The sequence below is a fragment of the Halomonas borealis genome, assembly GCF_004798905.1.
GTDB classification, from domain to species: domain Bacteria; phylum Pseudomonadota; class Gammaproteobacteria; order Pseudomonadales; family Halomonadaceae; genus Halomonas; species Halomonas borealis.
On record NZ_SDMO01000007.1, the window covers coordinates 53,838 to 71,220 of the forward strand.

At 67.7% G+C, this 17,383-nt stretch carries 15 protein-coding genes; 2 read left to right on the forward strand and 13 right to left on the reverse strand.

Going from position 1 to position 17,383, the window contains the following annotated elements; translation table 11 throughout:
• Positions 1 to 15 precede the first annotated feature (15 nt).
• From lgt to ETC07_RS08715, 3 genes are all read right to left on the reverse strand, one after another.
• Positions 16 to 804, reverse strand: a complete 789-nt coding sequence (gene lgt, locus ETC07_RS08705) for a prolipoprotein diacylglyceryl transferase (protein WP_136248121.1) — start codon at positions 802 to 804, stop codon at positions 16 to 18.
• 91 nt (positions 805 to 895) lie between these two features.
• Positions 896 to 1,690: a sulfite exporter TauE/SafE family protein gene (locus tag ETC07_RS08710; protein ID WP_136248122.1), complete on the reverse strand. Its 795-nt coding sequence runs from the start codon at positions 1,688 to 1,690 to the stop codon at positions 896 to 898.
• Positions 1,687 to 2,832 (reverse strand): response regulator, encoded by a 1,146-nt coding sequence (locus ETC07_RS08715; protein WP_136248123.1) that lies wholly within the window; start codon positions 2,830 to 2,832, stop codon positions 1,687 to 1,689. Before ETC07_RS08715 ends, ETC07_RS08710 begins: the two co-directional genes overlap by 4 nt.
• Positions 2,833 to 2,941: 109 nt before the next feature.
• Between ETC07_RS08715 and ETC07_RS08720 the strand changes: the two genes are divergently transcribed.
• A complete protein-coding gene (locus tag ETC07_RS08720) occupies positions 2,942 to 3,730 on the forward strand; it encodes an NRDE family protein (RefSeq protein ID WP_136248124.1) in 789 nt (262 codons plus the stop codon).
• Positions 3,731 to 3,742: 12 nt separating this feature from the next.
• Here the strand turns inward: ETC07_RS08720 and ptsP are convergent, their stop codons facing one another.
• Positions 3,743 to 6,007 carry a phosphoenolpyruvate--protein phosphotransferase gene (gene ptsP / locus ETC07_RS08725; protein WP_136248249.1) on the reverse strand — a complete coding sequence of 755 codons (2,265 nt, stop codon included), beginning with the start codon at positions 6,005 to 6,007 and terminating at the stop codon, positions 3,743 to 3,745.
• Between the two features lie 75 nt (positions 6,008 to 6,082).
• Positions 6,083 to 6,577 (reverse strand): RNA pyrophosphohydrolase, encoded by a 495-nt coding sequence (locus tag ETC07_RS08730; protein ID WP_136248125.1) that lies wholly within the window; start codon positions 6,575 to 6,577, stop codon positions 6,083 to 6,085.
• Between the two features lie 150 nt (positions 6,578 to 6,727).
• On the opposite strand from ETC07_RS08730, the gene ETC07_RS08735 reads away from it, so the two are divergent.
• Complete coding sequence (locus ETC07_RS08735) at positions 6,728 to 7,384, forward strand: histidinol-phosphatase (RefSeq protein WP_136248126.1); 657 nt, start codon at positions 6,728 to 6,730, stop codon at positions 7,382 to 7,384.
• 130 nt (positions 7,385 to 7,514) lie between these two features.
• Here ETC07_RS08735 and ETC07_RS08740 read toward each other — a convergent pair whose 3' ends face one another.
• From ETC07_RS08740 to hslO, 8 genes are all read right to left on the reverse strand, one after another.
• A complete protein-coding gene (locus tag ETC07_RS08740; RefSeq protein ID WP_136248127.1) occupies positions 7,515 to 8,489 on the reverse strand; it encodes a malate dehydrogenase in 975 nt (324 codons plus the stop codon).
• Positions 8,490 to 8,645: 156 nt separating this feature from the next.
• Positions 8,646 to 9,137 carry a sigma D regulator gene (gene rsd / locus ETC07_RS08745; protein ID WP_136248128.1) on the reverse strand — a complete coding sequence of 164 codons (492 nt, stop codon included), beginning with the start codon at positions 9,135 to 9,137 and terminating at the stop codon, positions 8,646 to 8,648.
• A gap of 90 nt (positions 9,138 to 9,227) precedes the next feature.
• A complete protein-coding gene (locus tag ETC07_RS08750) occupies positions 9,228 to 9,779 on the reverse strand; it encodes a disulfide bond formation protein B (RefSeq protein WP_136248129.1) in 552 nt (183 codons plus the stop codon).
• Positions 9,776 to 11,407 carry a glutamate--cysteine ligase gene (gene gshA / locus ETC07_RS08755; protein WP_136248130.1) on the reverse strand — a complete coding sequence of 544 codons (1,632 nt, stop codon included), beginning with the start codon at positions 11,405 to 11,407 and terminating at the stop codon, positions 9,776 to 9,778. The genes ETC07_RS08750 and gshA overlap by 4 nt, the downstream gene beginning before the upstream one ends.
• A 126-nt stretch (positions 11,408 to 11,533) precedes the next feature.
• The gene (locus ETC07_RS08760; protein WP_136248131.1) at positions 11,534 to 13,894 is read right to left on the reverse strand and encodes a Tex family protein; all 2,361 of its coding nucleotides are present in this window, start codon (positions 13,892 to 13,894) and stop codon (positions 11,534 to 11,536) included.
• Between the two features lie 177 nt (positions 13,895 to 14,071).
• Positions 14,072 to 14,569, reverse strand: coding sequence for a peptide-methionine (R)-S-oxide reductase MsrB (gene msrB, locus ETC07_RS08765; RefSeq protein WP_136248132.1), 498 nt, complete (start codon positions 14,567 to 14,569; stop codon positions 14,072 to 14,074).
• A 112-nt stretch (positions 14,570 to 14,681) separates the two neighbouring features.
• Positions 14,682 to 16,235 (reverse strand): phosphoenolpyruvate carboxykinase, encoded by a 1,554-nt coding sequence (locus ETC07_RS08770; protein ID WP_136248133.1) that lies wholly within the window; start codon positions 16,233 to 16,235, stop codon positions 14,682 to 14,684.
• Between the two features lie 239 nt (positions 16,236 to 16,474).
• A complete protein-coding gene (gene hslO / locus ETC07_RS08775) occupies positions 16,475 to 17,350 on the reverse strand; it encodes an Hsp33 family molecular chaperone HslO (RefSeq protein ID WP_136248134.1) in 876 nt (291 codons plus the stop codon).
• Positions 17,351 to 17,383 lie beyond the last annotated feature (33 nt).

Consider the following 17,383-nt stretch of genomic DNA (forward strand, 5'->3'; position numbering starts at 1 on the left):
TACGCGCCTCACGCCTCACGCCTCGGCGTCCACCGGCCGCCCACGCGACCAGCTCATCAGCACCACGCCGGCGAGTATCATCGGCAGCGACAGCAGCATGCCCATGGTCAGCCAGTCGAAGGCGATGAAGCCGAGCTGCGGATCCGGGCGGCGCACGAACTCCACGCCGAAGCGAAAGACGCCGTAGAGCACCAGGAACAGACCCGAGACCAACCCGCGCCGACGCGGCGTGGCCGAGACCCACCACAGCACGGCGAATAGCACGACGCCTTCCAGCAGGGCCTCATACAGCGACGAGGGATGACGCGGTTCGGGGCCCTGGCCGGGAAAGACCAGCCCCCAGGGTAGTTCCGTGACACGCCCCGGCAGCTCATGATTGATGAAGTTGCCGATGCGCCCGGCGCCCAGGCCGATCGGCACCAGCGGGGCGACGAAATCGGTGAGGGTAAAGAACGCCAGCCGTTTCTTCCTCGCGAAGCATAGCGAGGCCACCAGCACGCCGAGCAAGCCGCCATGGAAGCTCATGCCGCCGTCCCACACGCGCAGCACCCACAGCGGGTCGGCGAGCCATTGATCCAGGCCATAGAACAACGCATACCCCAGCCGCCCGCCGAGCACCACACCCAGCGCGGCATAGAAGATCAGGTCGCCCACGTCATCGCCGTTCAGGCCGATGCGCGACGCGCGACGGCGCCCCAGCCACCAGGCGGCAAGAAAGCCGATGACGTACATCAGGCCATACCAGTGGATCTGGAGCGGCCCAAGCGCGATGGCCACGGGGTCGATATCGGGGTAAGGCATCATGGAATCCTCGGAAGCTGGAAACCAAAGGGTCCCCATCCGCCCGCGCCGGGTCAAGGCCTTGCTTAACGCTTCACGTTTGCTCCGTAAAGCGTTAAATCAGGAACTTGAGCCCGACCACCGCCAACAGCCCGGCGAAGGACAGGCGCAACAGGCGTGCCGGCAGACGATGCGCCAGCCGCACGCCGACCCGCGCGAAGGGCACGCTGGCGACCACGATGCCGACCAAGGCCGGCACCATCACGTAACCCAGGGCGCCGGCGGGGAGGCTCGGCTCGCCCCAGCCGACGACGATGAAGGTCGTCGCACCGAAGGCGGCGATCGGCAAGCCGCAGGCCGAGGATGTGCCCACGGCCCGGGTCATCGGCGCGCCGCAGCGCGTCAGCCAGGGCACGCACAGGGTGCCGCCGCCGATGCCGAACAGCGCCGAGACGCCCCCGATCACCCCGCCGGCCAGCCCCATGACGCCTCGGCGGGGAGGGCGCTGCCCGGAACGAGGCCCGAGCCCCAGCGCCATCTTCGCGGCCACCGCCAACAGGAAGACGCCGAACAGGCGACCCAGCGCACCACCGGATAAGCCGTCGGCGACGAAGACGCCGGCGATGGCGCCCAGCACCAGCCCCGGCAGCAGCGCCAGGAATCCGTCGCGATCGACGCTACCGCGGCGGTAATGCCCCCAGGCCGAAGAGGCCCCGGTCACCACGATGGTCGACAGCGAGGTGCCCACGGCCAGATGCATGAGGTTCTCCGGCGCCACCCCCTGCAGCTCGAAGGCGAACACCAGGGCCGGCACGATGATCAATCCGCCGCCGATGCCGAACAGCCCTGCCAGGGTCCCGGCCAAGCCGCCCAGCAGCACATACCCCGCGCCCAGCATCAGCACACTCATGCCTGCTCCTCGCGAGCCAGCCGGCCGGGCAACCAGTGCCGCACTCGGTCCAGCAGGTCCTGGGGGCGATAGGGTTTGGCCAGGTAGTCGTCCATGCCGGCCTCGCGGAAGCGTCGGCGATCCGCATCGCCAGCGTTGGCGGTTAGCGCCACCAGCACGCTGCGCGGCCGCCCCGGACGCTCGGCTTCGCGAGCCCGCCAGGCATGGCAGGTCTCCACGCCGTCCAGGTCGGCCATGTAGATATCCAGAAACACCAGGTCGAAGGCGGCGGTATCCAGGCAATCGAGGGCCTCGCGGCCGCTGGTAGCCGTGACCACCTCCAGCCCCTGCCCTTCCAGCACCTTGCGCGCCAGCATCAGATTCACCGGACCATCATCGACGACCAGTATGCGGCTGGCCGGGCGCGGGGCCGCCCCCGACTCGTGCGATTCGGGGTCGCCGAGATTCTCCAGCAACACCGCGGTCTCCGCCAGCCGCTCCTGCAGCCGCTCGATGGCCACGCGTTCGGCGGCGCCGTCGCAACGCTGCCAACGCTCGCCTCGCAGGACCTCGGACACGGCCTCCATCAGCGGGTTAAGCATCTGCTGAAGGTGGCTGAGATAGCCGGACTTGAGCCGCGACTCCTCCTGGGCACGCACACGCCCGGTCTCGAGCTTCGCCAGGCGATCATGCTGGGCCTGCAGGTCGTCATTGAGGCGGCGTTCGGCGTCTCGCGCGGCGTCGAGGTCGGCCTGACAGCGCTCGCTCATGGCATCGCACAGCTCACCCACGGCCTCGAGTCGACGCTCCAGGGGCAGATCGGGGTCGACGAGTCGCCCGCCCTCGGAGCCTCCTTCGCCGTCACCTTCCTCCAGCCGCTTACCGAGGCGGACGAAGGCCGCCTCGAGCCTCGCCTCCTCGCCACGCAGGCGCTGACGCAGCAGCACCAGGAACGCCGTGAGATTGAGGCCGCTGCCCACCATCAGGACCAACAGCCACCAGAAGGTATCGCCCCAGGAGGCCGGCGCCAGCACCAACCAGCGGCCACTCAGTCCGACCGCCAGCCACAGGCCCAGCAACACCACCTGCAGCGCCAACAACGGCCACAGGATCGGCGTCACCAGACGCGACCAGCTACGCTCCTTGTCTGTCTTGACTCTCATCGTCATCCCTGCACCGCCTCGATTATCGTCGACCCGAGTGTACGATGCCGGGCAAGCCCTGTCATGGCGGGCCTTTCCGCGTGGCGGCGAGCGGGGTAGGCTGGCGACCATGTGCCTGATCGCCCTCGCCCACCATCCCGATTCCCCGGTCGTGTTGCGCCTGGTGGCCAACCGCGACGAGTCCCACGCGCGCCCCACGGCGGCGCTGGACGCCTGGGAAGACGCGCCCGACATCATCGGCGGGCGCGACCTGCAAGCCGGCGGAGGTTGGCTCGCCGTCCATCGCGACGGACGCTTCGCCGCCGTGACCAACGTGCGCGACCCTGGCTTGCCGACGCCCGCACGGCCCCCCAGTCGCGGCGACCTGGTGCGCGCGGCGCTGGAATGCGACGATCCGGCCGCCTGGCTGGGCGAGCTCGCCGATGGCGGTGCCCGGCGCTACGCTGGCTTCAACCTGCTGACCGGCGATGGCCGACGGCTGTGGTGCCTACACCGTGGCCGCGAGCGAATCACCCTCGAACGCCTGCCCGCCGGCCTGCACGGCCTCTCCAACGCCGAGCGCAACACCCCCTGGCCGAAGCTGATCGCCGCACGCCACGGCCTCGCCGACAGCCTGCGCGAGGGCCGCTGGCCCGATGACGCCCTGGCCGTAATGAGCGACAGCCGCGAGGCCGAGGACGCTCGACTGCCGGATACCGGCATCGGACGGACACTCGAACGCCGCCTCTCGGCGGCGTTCATCGTCGGTCAGGAATATGGCACTCGGGCCACCAGCTGGTTGGAATGGCGCGCCGACGGCCGGCTGAGCATCGGCGAGCGGCGTTTCGGGCCGAACGGCATCATGCTGGGCGAGCATCAGCTGACGCTCGCCACGCCCTCGCTACCGAGCGTGTCATGAACCTGAGCGGCCTCAGGTGTCCTTGGGCGGCAGCAGATGCGTGAGCTCCCACTCATTCATGCGCGCCTCCAGGCAGCGCCGCACACCCGTCGGCGACGTCTCGGCCAGGACCTCATCGACCAGCGCCGCGGCCGACGCGTGGCTGACGCGCCGGATACCGGCACGCACCTTGGGCAGGCTCGGGGCGTTCATCGACAGCGCCTCGAAGCCCATTCCCATCAGCAGCAGCGCGCCGGCCGGGTCGGCGGCCAGCTCACCGCATACCGAGGTCGGCACCCCCAGCGCCCGCGTCTCGCTGGCCAGGCGCGCCATCGCCGAGAGGACCGCCGGATGGCAGGCATCGTATAAGTCCGCCACCCGCGGGTTGTTACGATCCACCGCCAGCAGGTACTGGGTCAGGTCGTTGCTGCCCACCGAGAAGAAGTCCACCCGCTCGGCCAGCGCATCGAGCTGATAGAGCGTCGCCGGCACCTCGATCATCGCGCCGACCCGGGGCCTCACCACCTCGACACCGTCCTCGCCGAGCTCGCGGATGGCCCGCTCGAGCAAGCGCAGCGCATCGTCGACCTCGTCGACGTTGGTGATCATCGGCAGCAGGATCTGCAGGTTGTCGAGCCCCTGGGAGGCACGCAGCATGGCCCGCAGCTGCACCATCAGCACCTCGGGATGGTCGAGGGTCACGCGAATCCCCCGCCAGCCGAGGAAGGGGTTGGCTTCCTCGATGGGGAAATAGGGCAGGTCCTTGTCGCCGCCGATGTCCAGCGTGCGCATCACCACCGGCAACGGGGCGAAGCCTTCGAGCTGTTCGCGATAGAGCTTGGTCTGCTCCTGCTCGCCGGGAAAGCGCTCGGCGACCATGAACGGCACCTCGGTGCGATACAGCCCGACCCCGCCGATGCGCGACTTGAGCGATGCCATGGCATCGACCGTCAGGCCGGTATTGACCAACAACGGCATGTCGTAGCCGTCCGGCGTGCGGCTGGGCAGGTCCTGCTCGTGTTCGAGCAGCTCGGCGAGCGCCCGCTCCTCTTCGATCAATCCCTGGTAATGGCTCTCGACATCGGCACTCGGACGCACGAACAACCGCCCGCGATGGCCATCGAGCACCAACCGGGCACCGTTCAAGCGCGGCAACGGCAGGTCGACCATGCCAAGCACGGTGGGAATGCCCATGGCCCGCGCGATGATCGCCACATGAGAGGTGCTCGATCCACGCACCGAGACGATGCCCGCCAGCTTGTCGCGCGGGACCTCGCCGAGCATCGCCACGCTGATCTCGTCGCTGACCAGCACGCAGTGATCCGGATACACCGCGGGCGTCGAGGCGGTGTCCTCCTGGAGATGGGCGAGCACCCGCCGCCCCAAGTCACGCACGTCGGCGGCCCGCTCACGCAGGTAGTCGTCGTCGACGCGCTCCAGGTATTGCACGTGACGACGCACCACATCGGCCAGCGCTCCCGGCGCCCACTGGCCCTCGCGGATGCGCTTGACCACTTCCTGAGACAGCGCCGCCTCGCCCAGCATCTGCTGGTAGACGTCGAACAACGCCAGCTCCTGGGCCGAGATGCGGCTGGCCAGCCGCTCGCCCGCCGAGCGAATCTCGTCGCGGACCCAGCCGATCGCCTCCTTGAGCCGTGCGATCTCGTATTCTTCATCGGTGGGGATAAGGTCGGGCACGCTGTCGAGGTCGGCCGGCGGCGCGATCACCACCGCCTCGCCGATGGCCATGCCCGGCGAGGCCGCGACCCCGGTGAAGATCGCCTGGCCGCCAGGCAATGACGGCCGGGTCAGGCTGCCGGTAGCCAGGGCGTGGGCCAGCACGCCGCCCAGCTGAGCCGCCATGGTGCCAAGGAAGGCTTCATCGGCCTCATCGAAGCGCCGCTTGTCGGACTGCTGGACCACCAGCACGCCGAGCATGCGGCGCTGATGGATGATCGGCACGCCGAGGAAGCTGGAATAGCGTTCCTCCCCGGTAGCCTCGAAGTAGCGGAAGTAGGGATGGGCATGGGCATCCTCGAGGTTGAGGGGTTCCTCGCGCTGGGCCACCAGCCCGACCAACCCCTCCCCCACCGAGAGCGACACCCGCCCCACGGCCTGGGTACGCAGGCCGATGGTCTCCATCAACACCAGGCGATCGAGCTGAGCATCGAAGAGGTAGAAGGAGCATACGTTGGTGCGCATGGCCTTGCGGATGCGCCGCACCATGGTCGACAGGGCGGCGTCCAGATTGCGCGCCCCGTTGACCTCCAGGATGATACGACGCAGCACCTCGAGCATCGGCGTCTTGCTGTCCATTGTCGTCATGCCTCGCTGAGGGTGTCGCCGGGGCCACCCCCGACTTGTATCGGCGCGTCAGCCATGCCCCAAGGCCAGGCGCTGGGCGCGAGGCGACAGCTCACGCAACGCGCGCCGATAGACCTCGCGCTTGAACGGCACCACCTGGCCCAGCGGATACCAGTAACTGACCCAGCGCCAGCCATCGAATTCGGGCTTGGCGGTACCACCATCCATGCTGATACGGGTCTCGCCGCAGCGAATCCTGAGCAGGAACCATTTCTGCTTCTGGCCGATGCACACCGGCCGGGAGCGCGTTCTCACCATGCGTCGCGGTAGGCGGTAACGCAACCAGCCCCGGGTACAGGCAAGCACCTCGACGTCGTCGGCGGTCAGGCCGACCTCCTCGTAAAGTTCGCGAAACAATGCCTGTTGCGGTGTCTCGTTCGCCTTGATGCCTCCCTGGGGAAACTGCCACGCATTCTGCCCTACCCGACGCGCCCAAAGCAGTTGCCCCTGCTCGTTGGCGAGGATGATGCCAACGTTGGGGCGAAAGCCGTCTGCGTCGATCACGGACTTCACCTTATGAATCCAGTCTTCACTGCATTCTTCCACAAGGCCATGAATCGTATCAATACGCCATTATGGCCATGCTCGAAGGTGGCCGAGGCTTCTGACATACTCGCGGGCTCGATACGACCCCGACAACCATGGAGAGACGCCGTGAGCCTCGCCATCTTCGACCTGGACAATACCCTGCTCTCCATCGACAGCGACCACGCCTGGGGCGAGTTTCTGCTCGAACAGGGCGCCGTGGACCCGGTGGCCTACAAGGAAGCCAACGACCGATTCATGGCGGACTACGAGGCCGGCACCCTGGACATGGCGGAATTCCTGGCGGTGGCCCTCAAGCCGCTGACCGAGCATTCGCCAGCGCAGCTGGCGGCCTGGCATCAGCAGTTCATGGTCAGCAAGATCGAGCCGCATATCCTGCCACGCGGCGAAGAGCTGGTCGCTCGCCATCGGGCCAACGGCGACACCCTGCTGATCATCACCGCCACCAACCGCTTCATCACCGGTCCGATCGCCGAGCGTCTGGGCATCGACGAGCTGATCGCCGTGGAGCCGGAAAGGATCGATGGACGCTACACCGGCCGGGTCAGCGGCGTGCCAAGCTTTCGGGAGGGCAAGGTGACGCGCCTCACGGAGTGGCTCGAGCGACGCGCGCTCTCACTGCACGACACCTGGTTCTACAGCGACTCCCATAACGACCTGCCACTACTCGAACGGGTCGACCATCCGGTGGCGGTGGATCCCGACGCCTCGCTGCGCGCGGCCGCCGAGGCGCGCGACTGGCGAATCATCAGCCTGCGCGACTGATCCGGCCTTCGGCCGGTTCAGAGCCGTAAGCGATAAGCTGCCAGCACGTAAGCCCCACCAGCAAAAACCCCGCACAGGCATGGCCTGGCGGGGTCGTTGTGTCTTACCGCTTAACGCTTACCGCTGGGGTTCAGCCCAGCAGGTGCTCCACCGCGGCGCGCTCTTCGCGCAGCTCGGTTTCGGTGGCGGTCATGCGCTCGCGGCTGAAGTCGTCGACCGTCAGCTCCTGGACGATCTCGTACTGGCCGTTCTTGCAGATCACCGGGTAGGAATACATGATGCCCGGCTCGATGCCATAGCTGCCGTCGGCGGGGATGCCCATGCTGACGATGCCGTCGCTGCCCAGCGCCCAGTCACGCATGTGGTCGATCGCCGCGGAGGCCGCAGAGGCCGCGGAAGACGCGCCACGCGCCTTGATGATGGCGGCGCCGCGCTGCTGCACGGTGGGGATGAAGTCGTTCTCGTACCAGTCGCGCTCGACCAGCTCCAGGGCCGGCTTGCCGTCTACCTTGCAATGGGCCAGATCCGGGTACTGGGTCGCGCTGTGGTTGCCCCACACGACCATCGAGTCGACGTCGTTGACGTGCTTGCCGGCCTTCTGGGCCAGCTGCGTCAACGCACGGTTGTGATCCAGGCGCATCATCGCGGTGAACTGACCGGCATCGAGGTCCGGCGCGTTGCAGGATGCGATCAGGGCATTGGTGTTGGCCGGGTTGCCCACCACCAGTACCCGCACGTCGCGGCTGGCATTGTCGTTCAGGGCCTTGCCCTGCACGGAGAAGATCGCGGCGTTGGCCTCGAGCAGGTCCTTGCGTTCCATGCCCGGACCACGCGGGCGCGCCCCGACCAGCAGCGCGTAATCGGCATCCTTGAAGGCGACGTTGGCGTCGTCGGTGGCGACGATGTCCTGCACCAGCGGGAAGGCACAATCGTTGAGTTCCATCACCACGCCGTTGAGGGCTTCCAGGGCCGGCGTGATTTCGAGCAGCTGCAGAATGACCGGCTGGTCCTTGCCCAGCATGTCACCGGAAGCGATGCGGAAGGCCAGGGAATAGCTGATCTGACCGGCGGCACCGGTAATGGCAATACGGACGGGGTCTTTCATCGTGGCTCCTTGGGTTGTCAACGCGCGGGATGTCGCCATGAAGGTCGACCGGGGCGCCTGAGAGCGGCCCGGCCGATATCAAAACCGAGGGAAATGGTATGCCTGCGCTGCCGAAAACTCAATTCGCGCCGATGCGCCGACGCCGCGAAGCGGGGCTCAGGCCTCGCTGGAGGCCCGATTCGCGGGGTCATGGACCGCATGGAGCCTGGCGATCAGGCGATCCTCAAGGGCGAAGCGCTCGTCGAGCCCCTTGGCGAGGCGGTCCAGCCAGGCCGGCAGCCGGCTCAGGTAGTGCTGACAACGCACCGGAGTGGCGTAGTCTTCGTCGAAGGCCAGCACCAGCTCGGTGGACATCTCGAGGCGCTCGAGCAGGCGATCGGCGATCGCCAGGGCATCGTCATCCTCGAAGGCCTCGGCCTCGCCCCGCAGTTGAGGATAGATCTCGAAGTGCCCGGCACTGATGTAGTCCATCAGCAGCTCGCTGAAGGCATCGATCTGCGGCTTGGTGACCGCTTCCATGTCGGCGTCACAGGCCTCGCGGAGCGCGTCGAAATGCGTCTGCAACGCATGGCGCTCGGCGAGCCAACGGTCGATCAGCCTGTGCACGCTCCCCCAGCGCTCCTGGGCGCTCTTGCAGTCTTCCAGCATGGTGCATCCCCCCGGTGCTACCTGGCACGATGGCCGGCGTCACCCATCGCCGAGCCTGGAGGCACAGAGTCCTCCCTGGGGGAGGCACTGTCAATCCTGCGCCTCGCCCCCCGGCCAACGATAGCCGCGGGCAGGACGCAAGGCCCGCCACAGCAAGCCCAGCGGCACCAACATCAAGGCCACAAAGCCGATCAGCGTCCAGCCCGGCAGCGACAGGCCGAGCCAGTGTGCGCTGATCTCGGCGCATTCACCGGAGGCACCGAGCACCATCGACACCACCTGCTGCAGGGGCAGCACCTCCATCATGTAATCGAGGCCCGGCCCGCAGCTTGGCACTTGGTCGGCGGGCAGCGACTGCAACCACAGATGGCGCCCGGCCAGGCCGATGCCGGCGGCCACCGCGAGCAGCGAGAGCAGCCCGTAGAGCGCCGCGCCTCGCCGGCCTTGCGGGTCATGCAGGGCCGCCACCGCCAACACCACGCCCGCGGCGATCACCGCCACGCGTTGAAAGATACACAGCGGGCAGGGGTCGAGCCCGCCCAGGTGCTCGAGACCCAGGGCCACGGCCATCATCAATACACAGCCACCGAGCCCCACCAGGCTCCAGCCACGCACGCCGGCCCCACGCAGCCGATCGATCATGACGATGCTCCTTGATGCAACGGCGACAGGGCGCGGGATTCCCGGGCCCGCTCGAAGTAGTCGCTCAGGAAGTCGGCGAAGGACTCGACGTCGGCGGCCTCGATATCGCCCTGCTGCTGGAGGGAGGTTTCCACCAACTGGTCGAGCAACGCCTCCCGGGCGCGCCCGATGGGCGCCTCACGTAAGCCTTCGGCCTGCTCATCGGCCAGCGAGCGGATCGCCTCGATGAATTCCTCGTCGCGGCTCTGCAGGCGTGCCAGCAGCCGCCCGGACGGAGTCTGCGACGGATCCTCGAGCCGCGGGGCCAGCGCAGCCAGCGCCTCGCCGTGCGGCGTGCCATCCTCGAGCCGGTCCAGCAGCGTGGCGACCTCGGCAAGCTCGGCGAATATTTCTCCGCCCCAATCGGCGATGCTGCGCTTGCACCCGTGATGGTCCAGACGCAGCTCGGGATCGCGGCCCCGCGAGACCACCAGGCGACGATTGTCATCCAGATGCTCGCACTCCTCATCCGAGATCCAGGGGCTCTCGCTGAGCAGACACCACATCAGGAAGGTATCGAGGAAGCGGCTCTGGACGGCATCGATGCCCAGCGGGTCGAAGGGATTGAGATCGAGGCAACGCACCTCGATGTATTCCACGCCGCGGGCTTCGAGGGCCTGGCTCGGGGTCTCGTCGTGACGCGCCACCCGCTTGGGGCGGATGTCGCTGTAATACTCGTTCTCGATCTGCAGGATGTTGGCATTGAGCTGACGCCAGTCGCCGTCCACCTGCACGCCGCGCTGCTCGTAGTCGCCCCAGGGGGTGGAGATGGCATGGCGCAGGGTATTGACGTAGTTGGACAGCGAGTTGAAACAGATCTTGAGCTGTTCCTGGACCTTGTTCTGGTAGCCAAGGTCAGACATCCGCAGGCTGGTGGCGTAGGGCGAGATCAGGGTCTCGTCACCATGGGGCTCGAGGCCTTCCGGCACTCGCCCGTCGGGCAGGAAGCTGCGGTCGACCGCCGGAGAGGCGCCGAACAGGTACAGCAACAGCCAGCTGTGGCGCCGGAAGTTGCGGATCAACCCGAAGTAGCGGACCGAACGATAATCCTGCATGGCCGTCTCGCCCTCACCGTCGAGCTCACGCAACAGCGCGAACAGGTCGTCGGGCAGCGAGACGTTGTAGTGTACCCCGGCGATGGCCTGCATGATCCGCCCGTAGCGCACGTCCAGGCCGCGACGGTAGGCGTGCTTCATGCGCCCGACGTTGGAGTCACCGTAGTCGGCGATCGGCACACTGTCGTTGCCATCGAGGCGCGACGGCATGCTGGCCGGCCAGATCCGCTCATCGCCCAGCCGGCGATAGCTGAAGCGGTGCAGGTCGGAGAGGAATTCCAGGGCATCCTCCGGGCGGCTATAGACCGGGGTGATGTATTCCAGCAACGACTCGGAATAGTCAGTGGTGATGTGCGGATGGGTCAGCTTGGCACCCAGCGCTCGGGGATGCAGGCTCTGGGCGATACGCCCCGCGCCATCGACGCGCAGCCCCTCCTTTTCGATGCCGCGGCGCAGACGACCGAAGCGCCCCTCGCTGGCCAGTCGGCCGAGGCGTTCGATGTCGGGGAAAAGCGATTCGGACAAGGTGATCACCCCATGTCGGGGACGCCGATGTCGGCATCCCGGTGGACGTTTCGGGCGCCGCGGCGCCCGTAAAGACCTCAGATTATGGTGCCGAAAAACGGCGTTTCAATGTTAGCCGGATAATCGTTTCTCGGTCTAGTGCCCCTTCTTGGCCTTGAGCAGCGCCGCGCCGAGGGAGCCCAGCTGGTCATCCTGTCGGCCGTCCGCCCCCTTGCTTTTGGCGCCACCGCCGCCCTGGCGCGGCGCCTTACGGCCCTGACGCTCCTGCGGGCCGCCGCGCCGGGTCGGCTGGCCGTCCTCGCCGGGCTGATCGTCCAGGCGCATGGTCAGCCCGACGCGGGCGCGCTCGAGATCGATGCTCATCACCTTGACCTTGACGATGGCGCCGGCCTTGACCACCGAACGCGGATCCTCGACGAACTTGTCGGACAACGCCGAGATGTGCACCAGGCCATCCTGATGCACGCCGATGTCGACGAAGGCACCGAAATGGGTGACGTTGGTGACGCTGCCCTCGAGCACCATGCCCGGCTCCAGGTCCTTGAGCGTCTCGACGCCCTCGCGGAACTCCGCCGCCTTGAATTCGGGGCGCGGGTCACGGCCCGGCTTGTCGAGCTCCTTGAGGATATCGCTGACGGTGGGCACGCCGAAGCGCTCGTCGGCGAAGTCCGCGGGTTTCAAGACCTTGAGGGTGGCGCTGTCGCCGATCAGCCCGGCCAGTTCGCGGCCGCTCTGCGTGGCGATGCGCTCGACCAGCGGGTAGGTTTCGGGGTGCACGGCGCTGGCATCCAGCGGGTTGTCGCCGCCCATGATGCGCAGGAAACCGGCGCACTGCTCGAAGGTCTTGGGGCCCAGGCGGCTGACGTCGAGCAGCTGGCGCCGGCTGGCGAAGGCGCCTTCGGCGTCGCGGCGCGCGACGATGTTGTCGGCCAGCCCCGCGTTGAGGCCGGCGACCCGTGACAGCAAGGCGCTCGAGGCGGTGTTGAGGTCGACGCCCACGGCGTTGACACAGTCTTCGATCACCGCCTCCAGGCTGCGCGACAGCTGCACCTGGGAGACATCGTGCTGATACTGGCCCACGCCGATCGACTTGGGCTCGATCTTGACCAGCTCGGCCAGCGGGTCCTGCAGCCGACGGCCGATGGAGATCGCCCCGCGGATGGTCACGTCCAGCTCAGGTAGCTCGCGGGCGGCATATTCCGATGCCGAGTACACCGACGCGCCGGCCTCACTGACCATCACCTTGGAGAGTCGGCGCTGACCGGCCAGCGCCTTGACCAGCTCGCCGGCCAGCTTGTCGGTCTCGCGGCTGGCGGTGCCGTTGCCTACCGCCACCAGGGCCACCCGATGCCTATCCACCAGGCGCGCCAGCACGGCCAACGACTCGTCCCACTGGTGGCGCGGCGCATGCGGGAAGATGGTGGCATGCTCCAGGAAACGCCCGGTGGCATCGACCACCGCCACCTTGCAGCCGGTGCGCAGCCCCGGGTCGATGGCCAGCGTCGCCTCCTGGCCCGCCGGCGCAGCCAGCAGCAGGTCCTTGAGGTTGGCGGCGAACACCTCGATGGCCTCGAGCTCGGCGCGCTCGCGCAGCCGTCCCATCAGCTCGGTCTCGAGGTGGGTATAGAGCTTGACCCGCCAGGTCCAGCGCACCACCTCGGCGAGCCAGCGATCGGCGGGGCGACCATGATCGGCGATCTCGAAGTGCTTGGCGATCGCCACCTGGGCGGGATGCACGGCGGCCTCTTCCTCGCCGGGCAGGCGCAGGGTCAGCGCCAGCACGCCCTCGTTGCGGCCGCGATACATCGCCAGCGCCCGGTGCGAGGGCGCCTTGGCCAGCGGCTCGTCATGCTCGAAGTAGTCGGAGAACTTGGCACCCTCCTGCTCCTTGCCGGCGATCACCCGCGAGGAAAGCTCACCGTCGCTCCACAGCCGCTCGCGCAGCCGGCCGACCAGCTCGGCCTCCTCGGCGAAGCGCTCCATGAGGATCTGCTTGGCACCATCCAGCGCCGCCTTGGTGTCCTCGATGGCCGGGATGTCACCGTCGGCGGCGCGTAGATACCGGGCGGCCTCGCGCTCGGGGTCGAGCGAGGCATCCGCCAGCAACGCCTCGGCCAGCGGCGCGAGACCGGCCTCGCGGGCGATCTGCGCCTTGGTGCGACGCTTCTTGCGATACGGCAGGTAGAGGTCTTCCAGGCGCTGCTTGGTGTCGGCGGCGCGCAGGCTGGCGGCAAGCTCGGGGCTAAGCTTGCCCTGCTCGTCGATGCTTGCCAGCACCGCCTCGCGGCGCTCCTCGAGCTCGCGCAGATAGCCCAGCCGCTCGTGCAGCTGGCGCAGTTGAGTGTCGTCCAGCCCGCCGGTGGCTTCCTTGCGGTAGCGGGCGATGAAGGGCACGGTGGCGCCACCGTCGAGCAGCTCTACGGTAGCCGCCACCTGGGGCGCGCGGACGCCGAGTTCCTCGGCGAGACGGTCGATGATCTTGGCTTGTGCGTCCATGTAATCCTTGGCAATCCGGGACAGACGATCGCGACAAGGTATCACACCGCCGTCGGCGCCGGCAGCTGGAAGCTGATGGCCTATCACACCGGGCGCAGCCCGGTCGGGTTTTCTTCAGGCCCCCGCCACGAAGCGACGCCCTTCCAGCTTCGAGCTCCCGGACGCGCCCCGGTCCGCCTATGCCGGGACGAAGCGCAGCGCCAGGCCGTTGTTGCACCAGCGCAGGCCGGTCGGCTGGGGGCCGTCGTCGAAGACGTGGCCCTGATGACCGCCACAACGCGCGCAGTGATACTCGGTACGCGGGATCAGCATCACCAAGTCCAACTCGCTGAGCAGATGCCCCTCGATATGGGTGAAGAAGCTCGGCCAGCCGGTGCCGGAGTCGTACTTCATGTCGCTGGTGAAGAGCGGCAGATCACAGCCGGCGCAGCGATACTCGCCCTCGCCGGTCTGCTTGTCGAGCGGGCTCGAGAAGGCCCGCTCGGTATCGGCCTTGCGCAGGATCTGGAAGCGCTCCTCGCTCAGCCGCTCGCGCCATTCGGCCTCGCTGAGCTCGAGGGGCTCGACCCCCGAGGCACGCTGCAGCTCGGGCTTGGGCCGCGCCGAGGCCAGTCCCGGCGCCAGTCCCGCCAGCCCGCCGAGGCCCAGGAGCCCCAGGAAATTGCGTCGTTTCATGATGCGCCTCCATTGATACGGGATATCCCTGTGTCGATCTTATCGCGGCATCCTTACGCCCACGGTAGACACCCTCGACACCGCGTTGGCTCGCCGCCTCGACACGACGGCCTCAGGCCGGCCGCGGCCCCGCCGCGACGATGCCCGGGCTCACGCCTTCGAACGCCGCGAAGTTGTCGACGAAGCTGGCGATCAGGGCGTCGCGCCGACGATCGTAGGCGGCCTTGTCGCGCCAGGTCTCACGCGGGTCGAGCAGGCCCGCGTCGACCCCGGGAACGGTGACCGGCACGGCCAGGTTCAACCCCGCGAGGTGGCGGGTCTTCACGCCACGCAGCGCACCGGACTGGATGGCATCGATGATGGCACGCGTGGTGGGAATCGAGAAGCGCGCCCCGCCCTCCCCGTAGGCGCCACCCGTCCAGCCGGTGTTGACCAGATAGACCGCGGCATCGCGCTCGGCGATGCGCTTGATCAACAGATCGGCGTAGACCCGGGCCGGGCGCGGGAAGAACGGCGCCCCGAAGCAGGTGGAGAAGGTCGCCTCCAGGCCCGAGGCGGCGCCCATCTCGGTGGACCCCACCTTGGCCGTGTAGCCGGACAGGAAGTGATAGGCGGCGGCCTCCCGGGACAGCACCGAGACCGGCGGCAGGACGCCGCTCATGTCACAGGTCAAGAAGACGATGGCGCTGGGCTCGCCGGCACGATTCGCGGCGACCCGCTTGTCGATATGCTCGAGCGGATAGGCGGCACGCGAGTTCTGGGTCAGGCGATCATCGGCGTAGTCCGGCGTCCGATGCTCGTCGAGTACCACGTTCTCGAGCACGCTGCCGAACCGGATGGCCTGCCAGATCACCGGCTCGTTCTGCGCCGAGAGATCGATGCACTTGGCATAGCAGCCGCCCTCGAGGTTGAACACCGTACCCGGCCCCCAGCCGTGCTCGTCGTCGCCGATCAGGTAGCGCGCCGGGTCGGCGGAGAGCGTGGTCTTGCCGGTGCCGGAAAGGCCGAAGAACAGCGTGGTCTCGCCATCCTCGCCGACGTTGGCACTGCAGTGCATGGGCAGCACGTCGACCTCGGGCAGCAGGTAATTCTGCACCGAGAACATCGCCTTCTTCATCTCGCCGGCGTAGCGCATGCCGGCGATCAGCACCCGCCGACCGGCGAAGTCGAGGATCACGCAGCCCTCGGAGTGGGTCCCGTCACGGGCCGGATCACAGGCGAAGCCGGGGACGTTGAGAATCCGCCACTCCGCCTTGGCCGAGGGGTTATAGACCTCGGGGCGCACGAACAGGGTACGCCCGAAGAGGTTGTGCCAGGCGGTCTGGGTGGCCACCCGCACCGGCTGGTAATGCGCCGGATCGCTGCCCACATGCAGCTCGGCGACGTAGTGCTCGCCGCCCTCGAGGAAGCGTTCGACGCGCTCCCAGAGGGCCTCGAAACGCACGGCATCGAAGGGCTGGTTGACGCGCCCCCAGTCGATGGCATCGCGCGATGAAGGCTCATCGACGATGAAGCGATCCCCGGGGGAGCGCCCGGTACGTTCGCCGGTATGGACCACCAGCGCCCCTTGAGCGGACAGGCGCCCTTCACCGTTGGCCAGGGCCCGCTCGATCAGCTCGGCGCGGGACAGGTCGTGGTGGGCCTGCGGGTGTCGTGTCGTCGTCATGGCGTTTCCTGGGCCTTGCGGCCCTGTTCTCGTCTCGTTTGCCGGGCTTGCGTGCCCCCTTCTCCCTACCCCTTCCCCTGGCCACCGCTCGACTCGTCGACACGGCGACCGGAACGCAGGTGGGCCAAAAGAGTATGGCAAACAACTCGAACGTCAGGAAACGTCGCCGAATCAACGGCGCACTCGTAACTTTACTAGCCTCCTCGGGATGCCGCGCTCCCCGTCGACAACGGCGAGCCTCAGTGCACGGTCGGCGCGGGCCCTTCGGGGTCTTCCAGCATCGTCTCCACCTCGGCGAGGGTGAACTCGTAGCGGGTATGACAGAAGTGACACTGGGTGGCGATGCCACCCTGTTCGGCGAGGATCTCGCGAAGCTCATCGGTGCCCAGCGACAGCAGGGCTCCGGCGATGCGCTCCCGGGAGCAGGTGCAGGCGAAGCGCAACGCCTTGGGCTCGAAGATCCGCACGGTCTCCTCGTGATACAGGCGATGCAGCAGTTCGTGCCGCTCCACGCCGAGCAGCTCGGCATCGCTCAGGGTCGCGGCCAGGTGGGTGGTACGCTCCCAGGCGTCATCATCCTGGTTCTGCGCCTCATCCGGCAGGCGCTGCAGCATCAGCCCCCCGGCACGCTGGCCATCATCGGCCAGCCACAAGCGGGTGGGCAGCTGCTCGGACTGGGCGAAGTAGTCCTCCAGACAGCCGGCCAGGCTGTCGCGGCTCAATGCCACGATGCCCTGGTAACGATGCCCGTCGCGCGGGTCCAGGGTGATGGTCACCTTGCCCTCGCCGACCAGCTCGGAGAAGCTCGCGTCCTCGGAGGGAATCGCCGCCTCTTCATCGAGCCGGGCGATGGCACGCAGGTCGCCACCCGGGTTGGATTCGGCCATCAGCATCGACAGCGGCCCCTGGCCGCGCACCTCGATGCTCATGGTGCCATCGAGCTTGATGGTCTCGGTGAGCAGGGCCACCGCGGCCAACAGCTCACCGAGCTGACGGGTCACCGCCGGCGGATAGTCGTGGCGCTCCATGACCTCGGCGCGCGCCTCTTGAAGGGTGACGATCTCACCGCGGACGTTGGTCGCCTCGAAGAGGAAACGCTGAATCTGGTCGCTCATGATGACTGCCTAAGATTGAGTGGTAAGAGATAA

Coding starts and splice junctions, on each gene's coding strand:
- ETC07_RS08770 (WP_136248133.1), bottom strand. CDS start 16,235: ATGACGACGACACGACACCCGCAGGCCCACCACGACCTGTCCCGCGCC.
- ETC07_RS08750 (WP_136248129.1), bottom strand. CDS start 9,779: ATGATCGATCGGCTGCGTGGGGCCGGCGTGCGTGGCTGGAGCCTGGTG.
- rsd (WP_136248128.1), bottom strand. CDS start 9,137: ATGCTGGAAGACTGCAAGAGCGCCCAGGAGCGCTGGGGGAGCGTGCAC.
- ETC07_RS08715 (WP_136248123.1), bottom strand. CDS start 2,832: ATGAGAGTCAAGACAGACAAGGAGCGTAGCTGGTCGCGTCTGGTGACG.
- lgt (WP_136248121.1), bottom strand. CDS start 804: ATGATGCCTTACCCCGATATCGACCCCGTGGCCATCGCGCTTGGGCCG.
- ETC07_RS08710 (WP_136248122.1), bottom strand. CDS start 1,690: ATGAGTGTGCTGATGCTGGGCGCGGGGTATGTGCTGCTGGGCGGCTTG.
- ptsP (WP_136248249.1), bottom strand. CDS start 6,007: ATGCTCGAGGTGCTGCGTCGTATCATCCTGGAGGTCAACGGGGCGCGC.
- hslO (WP_136248134.1), bottom strand. CDS start 17,350: ATGAGCGACCAGATTCAGCGTTTCCTCTTCGAGGCGACCAACGTCCGC.
- msrB (WP_136248132.1), bottom strand. CDS start 14,569: ATGAAACGACGCAATTTCCTGGGGCTCCTGGGCCTCGGCGGGCTGGCG.
- ETC07_RS08740 (WP_136248127.1), bottom strand. CDS start 8,489: ATGAAAGACCCCGTCCGTATTGCCATTACCGGTGCCGCCGGTCAGATC.
- ETC07_RS08760 (WP_136248131.1), bottom strand. CDS start 13,894: ATGGACGCACAAGCCAAGATCATCGACCGTCTCGCCGAGGAACTCGGC.
- ETC07_RS08720 (WP_136248124.1), top strand. CDS start 2,942: ATGTGCCTGATCGCCCTCGCCCACCATCCCGATTCCCCGGTCGTGTTG.